The sequence below is a fragment of the Mesorhizobium sp. W067 genome (genome assembly GCF_054719525.1).
This window is the reverse complement of record NZ_JBTTII010000001.1, coordinates 1529381-1545790: the sequence shown is the minus strand read 5'-3', so window position 1 is coordinate 1545790 and position 16410 is coordinate 1529381. Positions and strand designations below refer to the sequence as shown.

19 protein-coding genes are annotated in these 16410 nt (G+C 62.0%); 9 read left to right on the top strand and 10 right to left on the bottom strand.

All coding sequences use genetic code 11. The annotated features are described in order from the left end of the window. Positions 1-8: 8 nt before the first annotated feature. Both ACYG97_RS07600 and ACYG97_RS07595 read left to right on the top strand, forming a co-directional pair. Positions 9-1016, top strand: a complete 1008-nt coding sequence (locus ACYG97_RS07600) for a DUF4062 domain-containing protein (protein ID WP_084023792.1) — start codon at positions 9-11, stop codon at positions 1014-1016. 36 nt (positions 1017-1052) lie between these two features. Then, positions 1053-1259, top strand: a complete 207-nt coding sequence (locus ACYG97_RS07595) for a type II toxin-antitoxin system HicB family antitoxin (protein WP_023734564.1) — start codon at positions 1053-1055, stop codon at positions 1257-1259. 30 nt (positions 1260-1289) lie between these two features. Here the strand turns inward: ACYG97_RS07595 and ACYG97_RS07590 are convergent, their stop codons facing one another. Further along, the gene (locus ACYG97_RS07590; protein WP_023734563.1) at positions 1290-2261 is read right to left on the bottom strand and encodes a DUF3592 domain-containing protein; all 972 of its coding nucleotides are present in this window, start codon (positions 2259-2261) and stop codon (positions 1290-1292) included. A gap of 163 nt (positions 2262-2424) precedes the next feature. Between ACYG97_RS07590 and ACYG97_RS07585 the strand changes: the two genes are divergently transcribed. Then, positions 2425-3366: a phosphoribosylaminoimidazolesuccinocarboxamide synthase gene (locus ACYG97_RS07585; protein ID WP_023734562.1), complete on the top strand. Its 942-nt coding sequence runs from the start codon at positions 2425-2427 to the stop codon at positions 3364-3366. A 20-nt stretch (positions 3367-3386) separates the two neighbouring features. On the opposite strand, the gene ACYG97_RS07580 is transcribed toward ACYG97_RS07585, so the two are convergent. Genes ACYG97_RS07580 through ACYG97_RS07570 form a run of 3 tightly spaced genes read right to left on the bottom strand, consistent with a single transcriptional unit; the run spans position 3387 to position 5076 of the window. Beyond that, positions 3387-4271, bottom strand: coding sequence for a DMT family transporter (locus ACYG97_RS07580; RefSeq protein ID WP_023734561.1), 885 nt, complete (start codon positions 4269-4271; stop codon positions 3387-3389). Next, positions 4268-4876, bottom strand: coding sequence for a class I SAM-dependent DNA methyltransferase (locus ACYG97_RS07575; protein WP_023669053.1), 609 nt, complete (start codon positions 4874-4876; stop codon positions 4268-4270). The genes ACYG97_RS07580 and ACYG97_RS07575 overlap by 4 nt, the downstream gene beginning before the upstream one ends. 26 nt (positions 4877-4902) lie before the next feature. Further along, complete coding sequence (locus ACYG97_RS07570) at positions 4903-5076, bottom strand: hypothetical protein (RefSeq protein WP_023669054.1); 174 nt, start codon at positions 5074-5076, stop codon at positions 4903-4905. Positions 5077-5180: 104 nt separating this feature from the next. On the opposite strand from ACYG97_RS07570, the gene ACYG97_RS07565 reads away from it, so the two are divergent. Continuing rightward, the gene (locus ACYG97_RS07565; RefSeq protein WP_023734560.1) at positions 5181-6086 is read left to right on the top strand and encodes a LysR substrate-binding domain-containing protein; all 906 of its coding nucleotides are present in this window, start codon (positions 5181-5183) and stop codon (positions 6084-6086) included. Positions 6087-6248: 162 nt separating this feature from the next. Here ACYG97_RS07565 and ACYG97_RS07560 read toward each other — a convergent pair whose 3' ends face one another. The 6 genes from ACYG97_RS07560 to ACYG97_RS07535 all read right to left on the bottom strand — a co-directional run bounded on the left by ACYG97_RS07560 (position 6249) and on the right by ACYG97_RS07535 (position 10552). Next, a complete protein-coding gene (locus ACYG97_RS07560; RefSeq protein WP_023700830.1) occupies positions 6249-6755 on the bottom strand; it encodes a DUF2314 domain-containing protein in 507 nt (168 codons plus the stop codon). Positions 6756-6909: 154 nt separating this feature from the next. Beyond that, a complete protein-coding gene (locus ACYG97_RS07555) occupies positions 6910-7974 on the bottom strand; it encodes a glycoside hydrolase family 25 protein (protein ID WP_023734558.1) in 1065 nt (354 codons plus the stop codon). A gap of 355 nt (positions 7975-8329) precedes the next feature. After that, positions 8330-8527 (bottom strand): hypothetical protein, encoded by a 198-nt coding sequence (locus ACYG97_RS07550; protein ID WP_023684919.1) that lies wholly within the window; start codon positions 8525-8527, stop codon positions 8330-8332. A gap of 116 nt (positions 8528-8643) precedes the next feature. Next, on the bottom strand, positions 8644-9042 hold the full coding sequence (locus ACYG97_RS07545) for a GFA family protein (RefSeq protein WP_023684918.1): 399 nt from the start codon (positions 9040-9042) through the stop codon (positions 8644-8646). 187 nt (positions 9043-9229) lie between these two features. Beyond that, complete coding sequence (locus ACYG97_RS07540; RefSeq protein ID WP_023690161.1) at positions 9230-10186, bottom strand: alpha/beta fold hydrolase; 957 nt, start codon at positions 10184-10186, stop codon at positions 9230-9232. A 117-nt stretch (positions 10187-10303) separates the two neighbouring features. Then, on the bottom strand, positions 10304-10552 hold the full coding sequence (locus ACYG97_RS07535) for a ParB N-terminal domain-containing protein (protein ID WP_023694150.1): 249 nt from the start codon (positions 10550-10552) through the stop codon (positions 10304-10306). 169 nt (positions 10553-10721) lie between these two features. Between ACYG97_RS07535 and ACYG97_RS07530 the strand changes: the two genes are divergently transcribed. The 5 genes from ACYG97_RS07530 (at position 10722) to ACYG97_RS07510 (ending at position 16406) form a co-directional block, all read left to right on the top strand. Continuing rightward, positions 10722-12353 (top strand): N,N-dimethylformamidase beta subunit family domain-containing protein, encoded by a 1632-nt coding sequence (locus tag ACYG97_RS07530; protein ID WP_023734557.1) that lies wholly within the window; start codon positions 10722-10724, stop codon positions 12351-12353. A 1-nt stretch (position 12354) separates the two neighbouring features. Then, positions 12355-13728: an aminotransferase family protein gene (locus ACYG97_RS07525; RefSeq protein WP_023734556.1), complete on the top strand. Its 1374-nt coding sequence runs from the start codon at positions 12355-12357 to the stop codon at positions 13726-13728. 10 nt (positions 13729-13738) lie between these two features. Then, entirely contained in the window at positions 13739-14668 is a 930-nt protein-coding gene (locus tag ACYG97_RS07520) for a beta-keto acid cleavage family enzyme (RefSeq protein ID WP_023734555.1), read from the top strand. Positions 14669-14877: 209 nt separating this feature from the next. Then, complete coding sequence (locus ACYG97_RS07515) at positions 14878-15381, top strand: GNAT family N-acetyltransferase (RefSeq protein ID WP_031262449.1); 504 nt, start codon at positions 14878-14880, stop codon at positions 15379-15381. Continuing rightward, positions 15378-16406, top strand: a complete 1029-nt coding sequence (locus tag ACYG97_RS07510; protein WP_023734553.1) for a histone deacetylase family protein — start codon at positions 15378-15380, stop codon at positions 16404-16406. Before ACYG97_RS07515 ends, ACYG97_RS07510 begins: the two co-directional genes overlap by 4 nt. Positions 16407-16410: the final 4 nt, after the last annotated feature.

Below are 16410 nucleotides of genomic sequence, written 5' to 3'. Positions count from 1 at the left end.
GACCCAAAGTGAGCGACACCCGTTATCAGGTTTTTGTTAGCTCCACCTTTTCAGATTTGAAGGAGGAGCGCGCGCGGGTGTCGCAGGCCCTAATGGAGATGAGCTGCATCCCGGCAGGCATGGAGCTTTTTCCAGCAACTGACGAGGAGCAGTTTTCTTTCATAAAGACTGTCATTGATGAGTCGGACTACTATCTACTCATTATTGGCGGCAGATATGGGACCGTGAGCAGCGAAGGGGTATCGTTCACAGAGAAAGAATACGACTACGCCTCATCTAGAGGATTGGAGATTTGCGCATTTATTCACTCCAATCCAAATTGTATACCTTCCGGAAAATCGGAGGCTAGCGAAGACCTTAGGAAGTCCCTCGAGCGGTTCAAAGAGAAAGTCTCGACGGGTCGATTAGTGAAGTACTGGGCTGACCCAAAGGAATTGCCCGGGCAAGTAGTTATTTCGCTCAACTCAGCCATAAGACGAAAGCCGGCAATAGGATGGGTTCGAGGAAATCGCGAAGCCCCACCAGAAACACTAAACGAGCTAGTAAGTCTACGAGAAGAAAATAACCGACTGAAAGCTCAGCTAAAAGCAAAGGGATCCGGCGACCAAGACCGACTAATATCGGATCTAAACAAGATTATAAATCTGGACTACCGAAAGTCGATTCCGCTCATACAAAGAATTTCCCCCGGTCTTCTAGGTTCAGATTCCACACCAAGTAGTCATCATTTTTCAATTTCACTGGCAGAGATTGTTAAGAAAATTGGATATGAGTATCTCGAACCAGCGCCCCTGAAGGATTTGACAAAATTGATACCCGAGGCGAACAAAGGAGTCTATGGCCTAGGAATTACATCAAATTTAGCGCCACACTTAGAATTAACAATAAGCAGTTCCGAGAAGATACGCATTGCTTTGACTGCAACTGGCATTTTGTTGGAATCCTCTCCCGGATTATTTACGCTTGGGCCACAAGGAAAACGAGCTCTTTTTGAAATTGCAACCCAAGAAGACTAACTTCTCCCATTAAGACGTGTGCTGGGGACTAGCTATATGCGTTATGCCGTAGTGATCGAAACCGCTGGCAATAATTTCTCTGCTTATGTGCCGGATCTGCCCGGCTGCACCGCGACGGGCGCGACCGTGCCTGAGGTGGAAATCGAAATCCGCGACGCTATACGCTTTCACATCGAAGGCTTGCGCGCCGATGGGCTGGACGTGCCCAAAGGCGTTAGTCTGGCCGAGTATGTGGAGGCATGAAGCAACCCGACGGGCCGAAGACTCAATGCCTCACACCAGCCCGACGAACCAGGCCGCAGCGCCGATAAACCCCACCGAACAGACCCACAGCAGCCAAAGCCCGCGCACCCTGCATTCGAGCACTGCCGAGGCGGGGTTGGCTGGGTCGTAATGCACGTCGACCTTGCCGCCCTCGGCATAGCTGCGCCCTTGGCCGCTGACGAGGCCGGGCATTGAAGCGGTGACCGTGGCGCCGAAGGTGACGCGGTCTGAGGTGTAGTGCTGGCCTGCGACGCCGTAGCTGTACACGATGCGGGATTTGAAAACGGTGCTCCAGCGTCGATGGCCGCTGTAGTTTCGTAGCGCCTGCAGACCGGAGGAATCGATGCGGCCGGGCGCGACCGGCCATTTTGCCGCCTGCTCGGCAAGCGACTTCTGGACGAAGGCCATGCGCAGGATCATCAGGCCCATGAACAGCAGCAGCGCTCCGGCGCCGAGGTTCTGCGGCTTGGGCAGGTGCGGCCGGATCGCCTCCAGCACGCCACCGAGCGAAAACACCAACACCACCGTGCCGATCACCAGCCCGGCCGAGAGCTTGACCATGAACTTGAAGGCGCCGTCCGGCAGGGTGCGTTCGATCACGGCCTTGCCCGGATCGGCCGGATTGTAGAAGACGGTCACTTCAGCGCCGGTGGGAAACTGCGCCAGGGTTTCGGTGACTTCGAAATTCCCCAGATTCTCCTTCACGCTGTAGCGCGAGCTTTGAAATTTCTTTTTACCGACCTTGTATTCGAAGGTGATCGCCGGAAAATTGCGCATCTCGGTGGTGTCGCTGCTGTCCGAGCCGACGCCCGACCTTCTGACTTCACGCGCCTCGACGCGCGACGAGATGATCTTGCCCGGCGCCGGCAGCCAGTGGCTCATCGCCTGCACCTCGCGCCATTTGACGAAGGTGATGAACGACAGACCGCCCGCGATCGCGCAGGCAAACCCGACAATCAGAAATTTGAGCTCTACGTCCACCGCGTCCCCCAGGAGTGTCGGAAGCTGCGAATAGATAGCACGGCGAAGGCAATGTCTTGATTATTCGCAAAGGACGAACCGCCCTTCCTCGGGTATCGAAGCCCCGCCAACTTTGTTAAGAGTCGCCCAAACTGTTAGGAGCCACGAGACCAGGATGACAGCACTGCGCGTTCTCTCGGATGCCTTCATTCCGGAACTCCCGAACCACTACAAAGGCAAGGTCCGCGAGAATTACGATCTGCCGGATGGCCGCCGCATCATCATCGCCACCGACCGGCTGAGCGCCTTCGATGTGATCCTGACCGCAATACCGCTCAAGGGAGAACTGCTGACGCAGACGGCGCGCTACTGGTTCGAGGAAACGGCGGATATCTGCCAAAACCATGTGCTCGATTATCCCGACCCCAATGTCGTCGTCGGCACCAGGCTCGACATTCTGCCGGTGGAAATCGTCGTTCGCGACTATCTCGCCGGCACCACCAGCACTTCGGTGCTGACGAAATACAAGAACGGCGAACGCGATATGTACGGCATCCGCCTGCCGGACGGACTGCGCGACAATGAGAAGCTGCCGCAGGCCATCATCACGCCGACCAGCAAGGCGCTCGATGGCGGCCATGACGAGCCCTTGACGCGCGACGAGATCCTGACGCGCGGCCTGTTATCGGAAGAGCAATGGGACACAGTCTCGCGCTATGCGCTGGCGCTGTTTGCGCGCGGCAAGGCGTTGGCCGCCAAGCGCGGCCTGATCCTGGTCGACACCAAATACGAGTTCGGCACGGACAAGGATGGCGCCATCATCCTTGCCGATGAAATCCATACGCCCGACTCAAGCCGCTACTGGCTTGCGGCAAGCTATGAGGAGCGTTTCAAGGCAGGCGAGCGGCCGCAAAGTTTCGACAAGGACTTTATTCGCGCCTGGGTGACCGCGCGCTGCGATCCCTACAAGGATCGTATTCCGAAAATCCCCGCCGAACTCATCGAGCAGACGTCGCGTGTCTATACGCAGGCCTTTGAGACCATCACCGGCAAGACCTTCACCGCCGATATCTCGGGAAAGACGGTGCTGGACCGCATTCGCGAGAACCTGCGCCCTTATTTCTGACGGCGGCTGGCGGCCGCGGGTCAACTTGCCGAGGTCGCGGATACGGACGGTTCTGGCGGAGCGCGCCACGTGCCGAGATATGATCCGCACAGGATGAGCGCGAAGGCCGCGACAATGCCGATATCGAGCGGCTCTGAAAGGACGAGCACGCCGGCTGCCACGGAGACGGCGGGCGCCACATAGGTTATGACGACCGCCCGTTCGGGGCCGATCTCCCGCACCAGCAAGAAGTAGGTGGCGAAGGCAATCGCCGTGCAAAACACGCCAAGACCGAGGATTGCGCCAACCACCGTTGTCGACGGCATGGCCGCCGGCCAGGCCAACGCCGCCGGCACGGCGTAGATCAGCGCGGCCCCTGCCAGACAGACTGCCGTCAGCGAGGTTGCCGGCACATCGTTCAGCCAGCGCGACGCGATGATCGAACCCGAGGCATAGCAGGCCGCGGCCACGAGAATCTCGACGACCGCGAGAAATCCGCCACCCAAGGTCGGCAGCGCCAGCACGAAGACACCGGCAAAACCGAGGAAAAGGCCGGTCCAGCGGCGTATCCCCAGCCGCTCATCCGAGCCCATCAGCTTTGAGAGCGCGACGGTTACGGCCGGCGTCATGGCAATCAGCAGTCCGGCGGTGGAACTGTCGATGCTGACTTCGCCATGGGTGATCAGCCCCCATGGCAGGTTCATCTCGACCAGACAGAATGCGGCGACCGCCCGCCAATGTGTCTTCAGCCATCCGAAACTGCGCTGGACAAGGACGAAGGGCAGCAGCGCGAGCGCGCCGACGGCTGTTCGGGCAAAGACCAGGAAGGGCACCGACACCTCGGCAACCGCCAGCTTGATCAACAAATAGGGAATGCCCCACAGGAGGCTGAGCAGCACGAACAAAAACAGTCCGCGGCGCGTCATGACGGCCTCACAGCCAGAAAGGTGGTCCACTCTTCGCGATCGCGGCCGACGTTGAATTCGTCTCCGACAAGGACCAGCCCGGCGTTTTCGAGGCGGGCCGCGAAGTCGTCCCTGCGCCAGTAGACCGTATGATATTCGCCGCTCTTCTCGCCATCGCCAATGCGCATCGAGACGAGGAAGGCGCCGCCCGGCCGCAACGACCCGGCAATCTTGGCAAGCACCTGGTCGGCCTGCTCGCGCGGCACGTGGATCAGGACGCACAAGGCCAGCACCGCGTCGTAGGGGCCTCCGAGATCGTCGGTGATGAGATCGAGAAACTCACCATGCTTGCCGCGTGCGGCCTGCAACTCGAGAAACCGCTTCGTTGCGTCTGTGCGCCGAACCTGGACACCGAGCCCTTCGACGAAGTCCGCATCGTATCCGGGTCCCGAACCGACTTCCAGAATCCGGCCGCCTTTGCCGGCGATCTTCACCAGGCGCTTCAGCCATTTCTGTTCTCTTTGGTTCGGAACGTGCCGCACCAGAGCGTCGTAGCGTTCGGCATAGTCCTCATAGGCGTTGATCGTTTGGCGGCTCTTCGCCAGATCCTCGGATGGCACAGTCATCTTTCCCCCATGGTCAAAGAGCTTGCTTAGCCAATGGTGCCGGGAGGCACGCGTCCGTCAAGCATACCGATATCCCTGAGGAAATGATCCGACAGCGAGCGGCGGTCGAGCAGGCCGCGCTTGCGAGGCCTGAACGGCGCGGTGAAGAGGTCGAGCACCGGGCGGCGAAGCGTGTTGTAGAGAGCGATGGTGGTGGTCATTGCCGTATCCTCCAGGGTTTGATCCGATGAATGCAGCATGCCGTTTTCCGGGCTTGGTTTCCAATCGAACGTCGCGTAGTATGCATCAGCGGGATTGATGCGTCATGAGCTGGGAACTGCCACCATTAGGAGCCATCAGGGTCTTTGAAGCCGCGGCCCGGCTGGGCAGTTTCACCAAGGCAGCCGAAGAACTCGGCATGACCCAATCAGCTGCCAGCTATCAGATAAAGGTGCTGGAAGAACGTGCCGGAACGCTGCTTTTCATAAGAAAAACAAGGCAGATCGCGCTGACCGAGGCCGGACAGCAGCTGGCGCCGCACGCAACAGGCGCGTTCTCGACCCTGGCCGACGCATGGGTCGCCACCAAGGGTGGAGCGACCGGCGTGCTGTCGGTGACGACCATGGAAACCTTCGCATCGAACTGGCTGGCCGTATGGCTTGGAACATTCCAGCTGATGCATCCCGACCTTGCCGTGAAGGTGAATACATCGCACGGGCTGGTCGATTTCACGCGCGGCGACATGGATGTCGGCATTCGCACCGGCAGTGGAAATTGGCCGGGCCTGACGGCTCACTATCTGTTCAAGGCGGACTATACGCCGATGCTCAGCCCGAGACTCGCCGAAAGCGTCGGCGGCATCCACCGCCCCGAGGATCTTTACCAAGTGCCGCTATGCTGTGCCGACGATCCCTGGTGGGAAATCTGGTTCAAGGCTGCCGGCGTGCCGTTCGAGCCCGATCGCGTCATCGCTGGCCCGAAGCTGGGTACGCAGGCCTATGATGCGATGGCGGCGCTGACCGACAAGGGCGCCGCGATCCTCACCAGAAACCTTTACAGCGCCCTGTTGGAAAAGGGCCAGTTGATACAGCCGTTCGACGTGCTTGGCTCGGACGGCGACGGCTATTGGCTGGTGCATCTGGAGAGCCGCCGCAACGCGCCCAAAATCAAGGTGTTTCGCGACTGGGTGCTGGCGCAGACGGCTGACATACGCGAACGCGAAAGGCGCTAGACTTTCCCTTCTCCCCTTGTGGGAGAAGGTGGATCGGCGCGATAGCGCCGAGACGGATGAGGGGTGCGTGACGGAGTACCGTCATTGCCAAGCTGGAACACCCCTCATCCGACCGAGCTTCGCTCGGCCACCTTCTCCCACAAGGGGAGAAGGAAGAAGCGCTCAGTCCTTGAAGGTCAACCCGTACTTTGCAACCTGCTCCTTCGGCATATCCGCAAGCGCCTGGCGCGTGGTGTAGCCGCCGTAGATCACCTTGCCGTTCTTGATCATCCAGTCCTCGACGTCGGCCTCGGTTACCGTCATCCTGTCGCCCATCTTGTACTTGTTGCCATTGACCGGCACGTCAGCAAGCAGGCCGATATAGGAGCCTTCGCTGTAGCCCACCAGCTGCAGCCAGATATGCTCGGTGGCGCCGTTCTGGGTCAGCGGGAATTTTACCGTGTAGGTGCCCGGCGTGCCGGCGTCCATCAGTTCGTGGAAGCGCTTGAGGGTCGAGCGGCCGCTGTCCTTGGCGGCCTGCATCGCCTTGTCCTCGGTGGAATAGGACACGACGTTCTGCTTCGACTCCGCCAGCGAAGCGCCACTTCCGCCCGGCATGTGGCCGAGCGAACTGAAAAACCCGTAGCCGACGGCGGCGGCAAGTGCGACAGCCACAACTGGATTGCGCAATGGATCCCTCCGAAAACCCGATCACGGGCACGTTACCGGAAGGCTGTTGCGATACCGCTAAAGGACAGAGTGAGCGGATCGTTAGCGAGACGCTGAAAATTCAACCCAAGGCGCAGCGGCAGGCGGCGCAGGCGCACCGACACCGGCCTGACGTTCAGTCGGCGTCGGCGACGGTCGTCTGCCCGCCTGCCCATGCCCGCCAGGCGCGCTCGTCGCCATGGAAGACGTTGAGGTCGATGCGGCCGGTCACGCCGTGCGACAGGCCGGAGCCGGAGTACTGCCAGAACAGCCATTTGCGGCCGGGATAGACTTTTGAGGGATGCCGCGCCACGGCGCGCAGCCAGAACGGATAATCGAGAAACGCACCCTTGAGATTGTCGCGATAGAAATCCGGTGCGGTGTAGATGATGGGCCGCTGGCCGTAATGGCGCTCCAGCTTGTCTATGAACACCTTCATCTTTTCCAGCACGGTGGCCCGCGACGGCCGCCGCTTGCAGGAAGATTCGCCGTTCCACTCGACATCGATTACCGGTGGCAGCGCGCCTTCGACCCTCGGCACATTGCGGATGAACCAGTCGGCCTGCTCGCCCGCGGTGCGGCACCAGTAGAAGAAATGATAGGCGCCGCGCTTCAGCCCGGCGGCGTCGGCATTGCGCCAGTTCTTCATGAACATCGGGTCGAGATGGTCGCCGCCATCGGTCGCCTTGATGTAGGCGAAGTTGGCGCCCTGGGCGCGCAGCTTGCCCCAATTGACATTGCCCTGCCAGCGCGAGACGTCGACGCCGTGGACGGCAAGGTAGCGTGGCGAAGCCTTGCCGAAATTGATCGGCTTGGCGTCGCGAAAACCGTAGCGGGTGACCGGCGAGGCCAGCATGGCCGGCGCAGCGCGCGTCAACCGCTTCGGCGCAGACATCAGAGCGGCGGGCTCGAGCTGTGGTCTGGTGCTCCCCTGCGGCGTGCCCGCGACGATGGCCTCTTCTTCCTCGACCATGGAAAAGGGCGGCGCATTGTCGGCCACAGCGTTGTCGGCCACCATGTCGGACCGCATCGGCGCGAGGTCGGCGGTCTCCGCCGGAGCCGCTGTGACCGGCGCGCTCGGACGCACGACCGAACTGGTCGTCTCGTTCGACGGCTGCAAGCCATCGACGCCCGCTGTGGACGAACAGCCGGCAAGCCACAGCGATGCCAACATGAAACTGACGACGCCTGAAATCCGCATCTGGACCTGTACGCAAAACACAACAGACCGAAGGCAAACAGACGCCGCCGGACAAACCGGCCTCGATTACTAACGAGAAATTACCAACAAAGTTTGAATCAAGTTGTTAGGAATTGGCCGGGGTATGTTCGGCGGCCATAACCTACCTTCGTCATTCTAGGGCGAAGCAGTCGCGAAGCGACGTCGCGCAGACCCTGGAATCCATGCCGTTGCATCCATGGCATGAAGACGGTTCAAGATTGAGTTTGGGCGAAACGGGTCGAGCAAGGAAGCCATTCTCGACCGCGACATACTTCGGCCGACGTCACGGCGTGGATCCTCGGGTCAAGCCCGAGGACGACGAAGGATCATAGCCTTACCTTCCCAGCCATTGCTGCAAACAAGTCTTGGCCACCACATGCGCCGGCGGCACCGACGGTTCGTCGGCGGCCGGGCGGCGGGCACGTTCGAGCAGCAGGCGAACCTGTTCGGGGCGCACGCGGTCACGCTCCATGACGAGGAGGACCATCGGGTCGCTCAAAAGCTCGTCCAGGGTGTTGATTCTGTCGCTCATCGGTCGTCTCCTCGATACCGGCCCGCAGACGATAGATAGGCAGGCAATCATGGCCCGCCAATGACGCTTTGCCGGCTATGTCGTGGGTTCGGGATTAATTTCCGGTAAGGCCGGCGTCAGTTCGGAGGCGGCGCGCCTTCATGGTGCGGCAGGCCGTCATCGAGTTGCAGCCAGGGCTGCTTCGAGGCGGTCCACATATGCATTTCCGGCTTGAACAGCGAGGGATCGTCGAGCGAGCCGGTGGTGATGCCGACGATGCCGGCGGAGTCGCGTCGGGAAAACAGCGTGGTGCCGCAAGCGGCGCAAAAGCCGCGCTTGAGGTCCGGAGAGGTGTTGACCGTCGCCACCTCTCCCTCGACGGTGACATCGTCGATGCGAAACAAAAGGCGGGCATTGAAAGCCGCGCCGATCACCTTCTGGCAGCGCCGGCAATGGCAGACGCGCTGGTTGAGCGGCGCCGCCTCGGTGCCGTAGCGCACTGCCCCGCAATGGCATCCGCCCTGGTATTTCGTCATCATTCGAACCCATCGCACTGAAGGTCTCTTGATGATATCGACAGGTACCTTCCGGTCAATTGAAAAGCCCTGATGGCGCCATCGATTGCGCCGATAGGACCAATGGCTGCGCCAAGGCTCCGTAGCTTCGCAGGCACAAAAAAGCCGACCGCCTCTTCGAGACGGCCGGCATGTATTTTCAGGCAAGCTATTTCGTTTCGCTGAGGACTTCGTCCCAGGTCTTCACCTTGGTTTCGCCATTGAGGAAGGGCAGTGCCGCGGCCGTCAGCTCCGGTGCGAAGAAGACGTCGTAGTGGGTGCGATTGGGAATGATGGCCAGCCGGTTCTGCGACAGGTTCTCACGCATCCAGCCGGCATCCTTCAGCCCGCCGCCGAGCATCTGGTAGAACTTGATCTCGTGCTCGGGCTTGTACATGTCGCTGTCGCCATAGGCCAGCATGACTGGCATCTTCAGCTTCGCCACATCGGCGGAATAGTCGTAATCCTTGCGCATGAAATTGCCCAGCGCATCGAGCAGTTTAGGGAAATCGTCGGGACGTGGGGCGACGGCGACGTAGGATTTGTACATCGGCGTGTCCTTCATGAAATCGGCGGCGGCCGCGCTCACCTGCGCCTGCTGGCCGCGCATCTCGTCATAGAAGCCATTGGCGGCGAAGCCGGTCGAGACCAGGACCAGACGTCTCACCGTCTCGGGATGCTGGACGGCCATACGGAAGGCGACGCCGCCGCCCAGCGAATAGCCAAGCACGTCGACCTTGTCATAGCCGAGCGCCTTGACGATACCAGCCATGTCGTCGCCCATCCCCTCCAGGCTGAAGGGTCGCTCGCCGAGCGCGGTGCGGCCATGGCCCTGCAGGTCGACGGCAATGATGGTGCGGTTTTCCGCCAGCTTCGGCAGCAGCGGCGCGAACATGTCCGACGTGCCAAGGCCGCCATGCAGCAGAAGCAGCGGTTCGCCCTTGCCGTAGACGGCATAGTAGTAATTCAGGCCGTCGATCGGCAGCAGGCCGGACTTTTCCGGCTTCGGCATGGCTGTTGCTTCGGTGGTCATGGCGGGCTTGGTCTCCACTGCATTGGCTGGGCCGGGCGCTGCAAACAAGGCAGCGACCGAGGCAAGAATGGCGAAATAGATTGGTCTGGACATGTCGGTCTCCTCGGGTTCCGCCCCAAGGACGAGCGAGCACGCCGCATGCCGACATGCCCTGCGAAAAAATCCGCGGAAGAATGACCGGTTTGGCTGTTTTCGATCGGGTCGCGCGCCTCAGTGGCGCTTGGCCTGCACCAGATAGGCGTCGATCTCGGTCTCGCCGAGCCATTTGGCGGCTTCCAGCCGGTGCAGGCCCTCGACCAGGATGTGGCGCTTGCCGTCATTGCGAACCTGGATCGGCGTCTTCATGCCGTTTTCCAGTATGTCTTCGGCCAGGTGCCGGACCGTTTCGGGATGCAGCGTCTTCTTGCGCGCCGTCGGCACGTAGATGTCGTCGACCTTGACCTTCTGCACTCTCAGCATGCCGGCTCCCGAGGCGGAACATACCGCCTCGCCTGAGATAGTCGGTTTGCCGGGTGCGGCCAAGAGCGGCCAAGCAATTGTGTCGTATGCAATTGCTGGCCCGATCGTTTCCATTTGACGCTTGGCCGGCAGATGGCCGAAATGGCGGCCTGTCACTTTTCCGGTGTTCATGACCCATCTGCCAACCGAATTTCCCGATTTCGGACTGACGCCCGAGCAGCGCCGCGAGGCAGTGCGCGGCCATTACTATGAATGGCCGGGAATGGACGGCGAGCGGGGCGAGATCTGGTGCTATTCTGATCGATTTTCCTACCGCGCCGGCGAGACCGTGACGCTGCATGTCAGCTCGACGGCGCTGCGCTTCAGCATTGTCATTGTCCGCGACGGCGGCAGCGAGACAAAGGTCTTCGAGCAAACGGGGCTTTCGGCGCGCTGGCAGGATACGCCCGACCAGTGCTCGGTCGAAGGCTGCGGCTGGGAGGCGTCTTTCGAATTTCGCATCGGCGACGATTGGCCATCCGGCGCCTATCGGCTGACGCTGACGGCGGACGGGCGCGAGCCCATCCATTGCCATCACCTCATCATCGTCGCGCCCCTGCCCGGCAGAAAACCCGGTCGCGTGCTGCAGGTGGCGGCGACCGGCACCTGGCTGTCCTACAACACATGGGGCGGCTCCAACGCCTATCAGGGCATCACCGGCCCGGGCCGCGACCAATATGCGCGCATGGTGTCGACGCAGCGGCCCTGGTGCCGCGGCTTCGTGGTGCTGCCCAAGGATGCGCCGCGCGTGCCGCTGGAGGTTGCGGTGCCGCCGAAAACAGTGCCGCGCTATCCGCACATGGAATGGGCGTACGCCACCGGACATTCGAAGAAATACACCTCCTCCGGCTGGGCGGGCTATGACTGCCACTTCTTCCGCTTTGCCGAGCGCGCCGGCTACGGCGTCGATCTCGCCAGCCAGCACGATTTGCACTTCTCGCCCGAAATCCTCGATGGCTATGACTGCGTGGTCTTCGTCGGCCATGACGAGTACTGGACCTGGGAAATGCGGGACGCCGTCGACAGCTACGTCGAGCGCGGCGGTCATGCGGCTCGCTTTGCCGGCAATTTCATGTGGCAGACAAGGCTCGAGGACGAAGGCCGCCGGCAGGTCTGCTACAAATACCGGGCGCGGGCCGAAGACCCGGCCTATAGCGGCGACGTCACCCGCGCCACCAATTCCTGGGAAGCGCCTGAGATCGGTCGTCCCGGTGCAATGACCTTCGGCCTCAACGCCACGCGCGGCGTCTATGCCGGTTGGGGCGGGTGCGCGCCGCGCGGCGTGCGCGGCTTTCCGGTCTATCGGCCCGAGCATTGGGCCTTTGCCGGCACCGGCATCTATTATGGCGACCTGCTTGGCGCCGACAGCCATGTCTATGGCTATGAGGTCGACGGGCTCGATTTCGAGATCCGCGGCGGCCTGCCCTATCCGACACCGGACAGCGGTGCGCCTGACGGGCTGCAGGTGCTGGCCGTCGGCATGGCGAGCCAGGTCGAGGAAAGCGCCGACATCCCGATCGAGGACCAGTTTCTCACCGACGAGGATGGCCGCTTTACGGCCGAAACGCTATTTGGCGAGGCGACCGACGCCAATCTGGAAAAAGTCAAACGCGGCAACGGCATGATCGTCAATTTCCCGCGCGGCAAGGGCGAGGTTTTCCACGCCGGAAGCTGCGAATGGGTGGCCGGCCTGCTCAGGCAGGATCCGATGGTCGAGCGCGTGACCAGGAATGTAATCGATCGCTACCTCGGAAAGTCCTGACATGCAGAAGCCCTCATCAACTGGTTCAGAAACGCGCGCGCCATCGCACCTGTTCTACCTCTCCAGCCTGCGCCGGCCGCTGATCGACCGCGCCGAAGGCATCTATATGTGGACGCAGGACGGCCGCCGCTTCATCGACGGATCGAGCGGGCCGATGGTCGCCAATATCGGTCACTCCAACCGCAACGTGCTCGATGCCATGAAGCGGCAGATGGACCGCGCCACCTTCGCCTACCGGCTGCATTTCGAGAACGAACCGGCGGAAGAACTGGCGCGGGAGCTCGCCGGCAAACTGCCGGAGGGCATGGACCGAATCTTCTTCGTCTCCGGCGGTTCGGAGGCGACGGAATCCTGCATCAAGCTGGCGCGGCAATGGGCGGTCGCGACCGGCCAGCCGAAGCGCTGGAAGGTTATCACGCGTTTTCCCTCCTATCATGGCGGCACGCTGGGTTCGCTTTCGATAACCGGCGACGATGCGCTGGCCGAGACCTTTACACCGATGATGCGGGTGATGCCGACCGTGCCGGCGCCGACCGCCTGGCGCGACCGCGACAACCTGTCGATGGAACAGCGCGGCATCCGCTATGCCGACATGCTGGAGGAGAAGATCCAGGCCGAGGGCCCGGACAGCGTGCTCGCCTTCATCATGGAGCCCATCGGCGGTGCCGCGACGTCCGCCCTGGTGGCGCCGGACAGCTATTATCCGCGCATCCGCGAGATCTGCGACCGCTACGGCATCCTGCTCATCCATGACGAAGTCATGAGCGGCGCCGGCCGCACCGGAAAATTCCTTGGCGGCGATCACTGGAACTGCAAGCCCGACATCGTCGCGCTGTCGAAGGGGCTGGGCTCCGGCTATGCGCCGCTCGGCGCGCTGGCCGCGCCGAGGCGGCTGGTCGAGCCGCTGCTGGCGTCGGGCGGCTTCCAGCACGGCCACACCTATGCCGGCAATCCGCTCGCCTGCGCCGCCGGGCTCGCCGTGCTGGGCGAAATGGATCGGCTCGACCTGATCGCCAACGCCGCCGCCATGGGCGACGTGTTGATGGACGGGTTGAAAGGGCTGGCCAAGCGCTTCCCGTTCATTGCGGATGTGCGTGGCAAAGGCCTGCTCACCGGCGCAGAAATGGTCGCCGATCCCGAGACGCTGCGGCCGATCGAGCAGGGCAAGAAAGCCACGCAGCGGCTGCTCGACCTCGCCTATGAACGCGGGCTGATCATCTATGGCCGCAGGGTCAAGGGCGGCGTCGACGGCGACAATTTCATGGTCGCGCCGCCGATGATCGTCACGGCTGAGCAGGTCGGCGAGATCATTTCCATCACCGGCGATTCGCTGGAAGTTCTGGCCGCCGAACTCGACCTGCCGGTCGAAGGCTGAGGGCTAAAGAATGGCGCCGAGGAAAGTCATCATCACCTGCGCGGTCACCGGTTCGGTGCACACCCCGTCCATGTCGCCCTATCTGCCGGTGACGCCGGACCAGATCGCGACCGACGCCATCGCGGCGGCCGAGGCTGGCGCCTCAATCCTGCATCTCCACGCCCGCGATCCCAAAGACGGCCGGCCGACCGCCGATCCTGAGGTGTTCATGCAGTTCCTGCCGCGCATCAAGCAAGCGACCGATGCGGTGATCAACATCACCACCGGCGGTTCGTCGCTGATGACGCTCGACCAGCGGCTGGCCGCGCCGCTGCGGGCCGAGCCGGAAATGTGCTCGCTGAACATGGGCTCGATGAATTTCGCGCTGTTCCCGATGCTCGACAAGCCAAGGGAGTGGCAGCACGAGTGGGAACCAAAGCTGCTCGAAGCCACGCGCGACACCATCTTCAAGAACACTTTTGCCGATATGGAAGGCGTGCTCGAAAAGCTCGGCAAGGGCTGCGGCACGCGCTTTGAGTTCGAATGCTACGATGTCGGCCATCTCTATTCGCTGGCGCATTTTCGCGACCGCGGGCTGGTGTCGGGGCCGCTGTTCATCCAGTTCGTGCTCGGCATTCTCGGCGGCATCGGCGCCGATCCCGACAATCTCATCCATATGAAGCGCATCGCCGACAAGCTGTTCGGCGACAGCTACCAGTTCTCGGTGCTCGCCGCCGGCCGCCACCAGATGCCGCTGATCTCGATCGCGGCGGCGATGGGCGGCAATGTCCGCGTCGGGCTGGAGGACAGTCTCTACGATGGAAGGCAATTGGCGAAAGCCAATGCCGACCAGGTGCGCAGGATACGCGCTATTCTCGATGGCCTGTCGCTGGAGGTCGCAACGCCGACCGAGGCGCGCGAGATGCTGGCGCTGAAGGGCGGTGATAGGGTGGCGTTTTGAGATGATTGATCTGCGATGATGGCGTTCTGGCACCCCCCCCTCTGGCCTGCCGGCCATCTCCCCCTCAAGGGGGGAGATCGGATGTCACTGCGGCCTTCGCCAATCTCAATCGTTGCAAAATGGATGGCAGCGCCAAGGCTGCCAATCTCCCCCCTTGAGGGGGAGATGTCCGGCAGGACAGAGGGGGGTGCCTGGGCGCCTTGCCTATCGTGAGTACAGTCACCCTCCGCCCCGGCACCATCGACGACATCGACACCATCCATGCCGCGCTGCTCAAGCTCGGCACCCATATCGGCGCGCATCAGGAGATCACGTCCACTGCCGACGATCTCCGCCGCTACGGCTTTGGCGACAAACCCGCCTTCTCCACCGTGATCGCCGAGGCAGGCGGCGAGTTCGCAGGCCTGTGCCTGCATTTCCCGATCTTCTCGACCTGGATGGGACGGCCCGGCGTCTATATCCAGGATCTCTATGTCGAGGACCGGTTTCGCGGCCGCAAGATCGGCGAAAAACTGCTGCGCCGGGTCGCGCGCGACTGCCGCAAGGACGGCGGCGCCTATCTCAGGCTGTCCGTCGACACCGACAATGACGGCGCCAAGGCTTTTTATGAGAGACTGGGCATCGCCTGGTCGAGCTACGAGCAGACGCGGAAGATTGTTGGCGATGCCTTTTTCGCCTTTGCCGATGCAGCGCAGGATGGGGACGCGGAATGAAAGCCTTCTTTGCCGAGGAGCAGAAACGCCACGACCCGAAGGCCTTTCTGTCCAGCGGTGCGCCGCAGCCCAATCCCGAACAGCCGGAGCGGGCAGAGCGATTGTTAGCCGGCGCAAAATCCGCCGGATTGATGATCGAGCGGCCCAGGGAACATGGCCTAGGCCCGGTGGCGGCCGTGCATACGCCGGAGTATCTCGCCTTCCTCGAACACATTTTTGCGCGCTGGCAGCGCATCGAGGGCGCATCCGCGGAAGTCACCCCCAACATCCATCCACTGGCCCGCACAGGGTCCTATCCGGCCTCGGCGGTCGGCCAGGCCGGCTACCACATGGCCGACACCGCTTGCCCGATCTCGGCCGAAACCTGGCACAGCGCGCTGTGGAGCGCCTGGAGTGCAGTCGAGGCAGCCGAAGCGGTGATATCGGGCGCGCCTGCCGCTTATGCGCTCTGCCGGCCGCCCGGCCATCATGCCTTTGCCGATGTCGCCGGCGGCTTCTGTTTCATCAACAATTCGGCGGTCGCAGCGCAAGTGTTGCGCAAGCAGGCGGCGCGCGTGGCGATCCTCGATGTCGACCTGCATCATGGCAACGGCACGCAAGGCATCTTTTATACGCGCTCGGACGTGCTGACGGTGTCGCTGCATGCCGATCCGGTGCGCTTCTACCCGTTCTTCTGGGGCCATGCCGATGAGCGCGGCGAAGGGCCGGGCCTCGGCTATAATTTCAACCTGCCGCTGCCGCGCAAATCCGCCGACGCGGCGTTTCTCGAAGCAATCGAAGTGGCGTTCCAGCGTATCCGCGCCTTCTCGCCGGATGCGCTGGTCGTGGCGCTGGGTCTCGATGCGTTCGAAGGCGATCCGTTCGGCGGGCTTTCGGTGACCACGCCCGGTTTCTCGCGGATCGGCGAGGCAATTGCCAAGCTCGGCCTGCCGACGGTTATCGTCCAGGAAGGCGGCTATCTCTGCGACGCGCTCGGCGACAATCTCACGGCGTTCCTCACCGGTTTCGGCGGCAAACAGCGATAGCTGA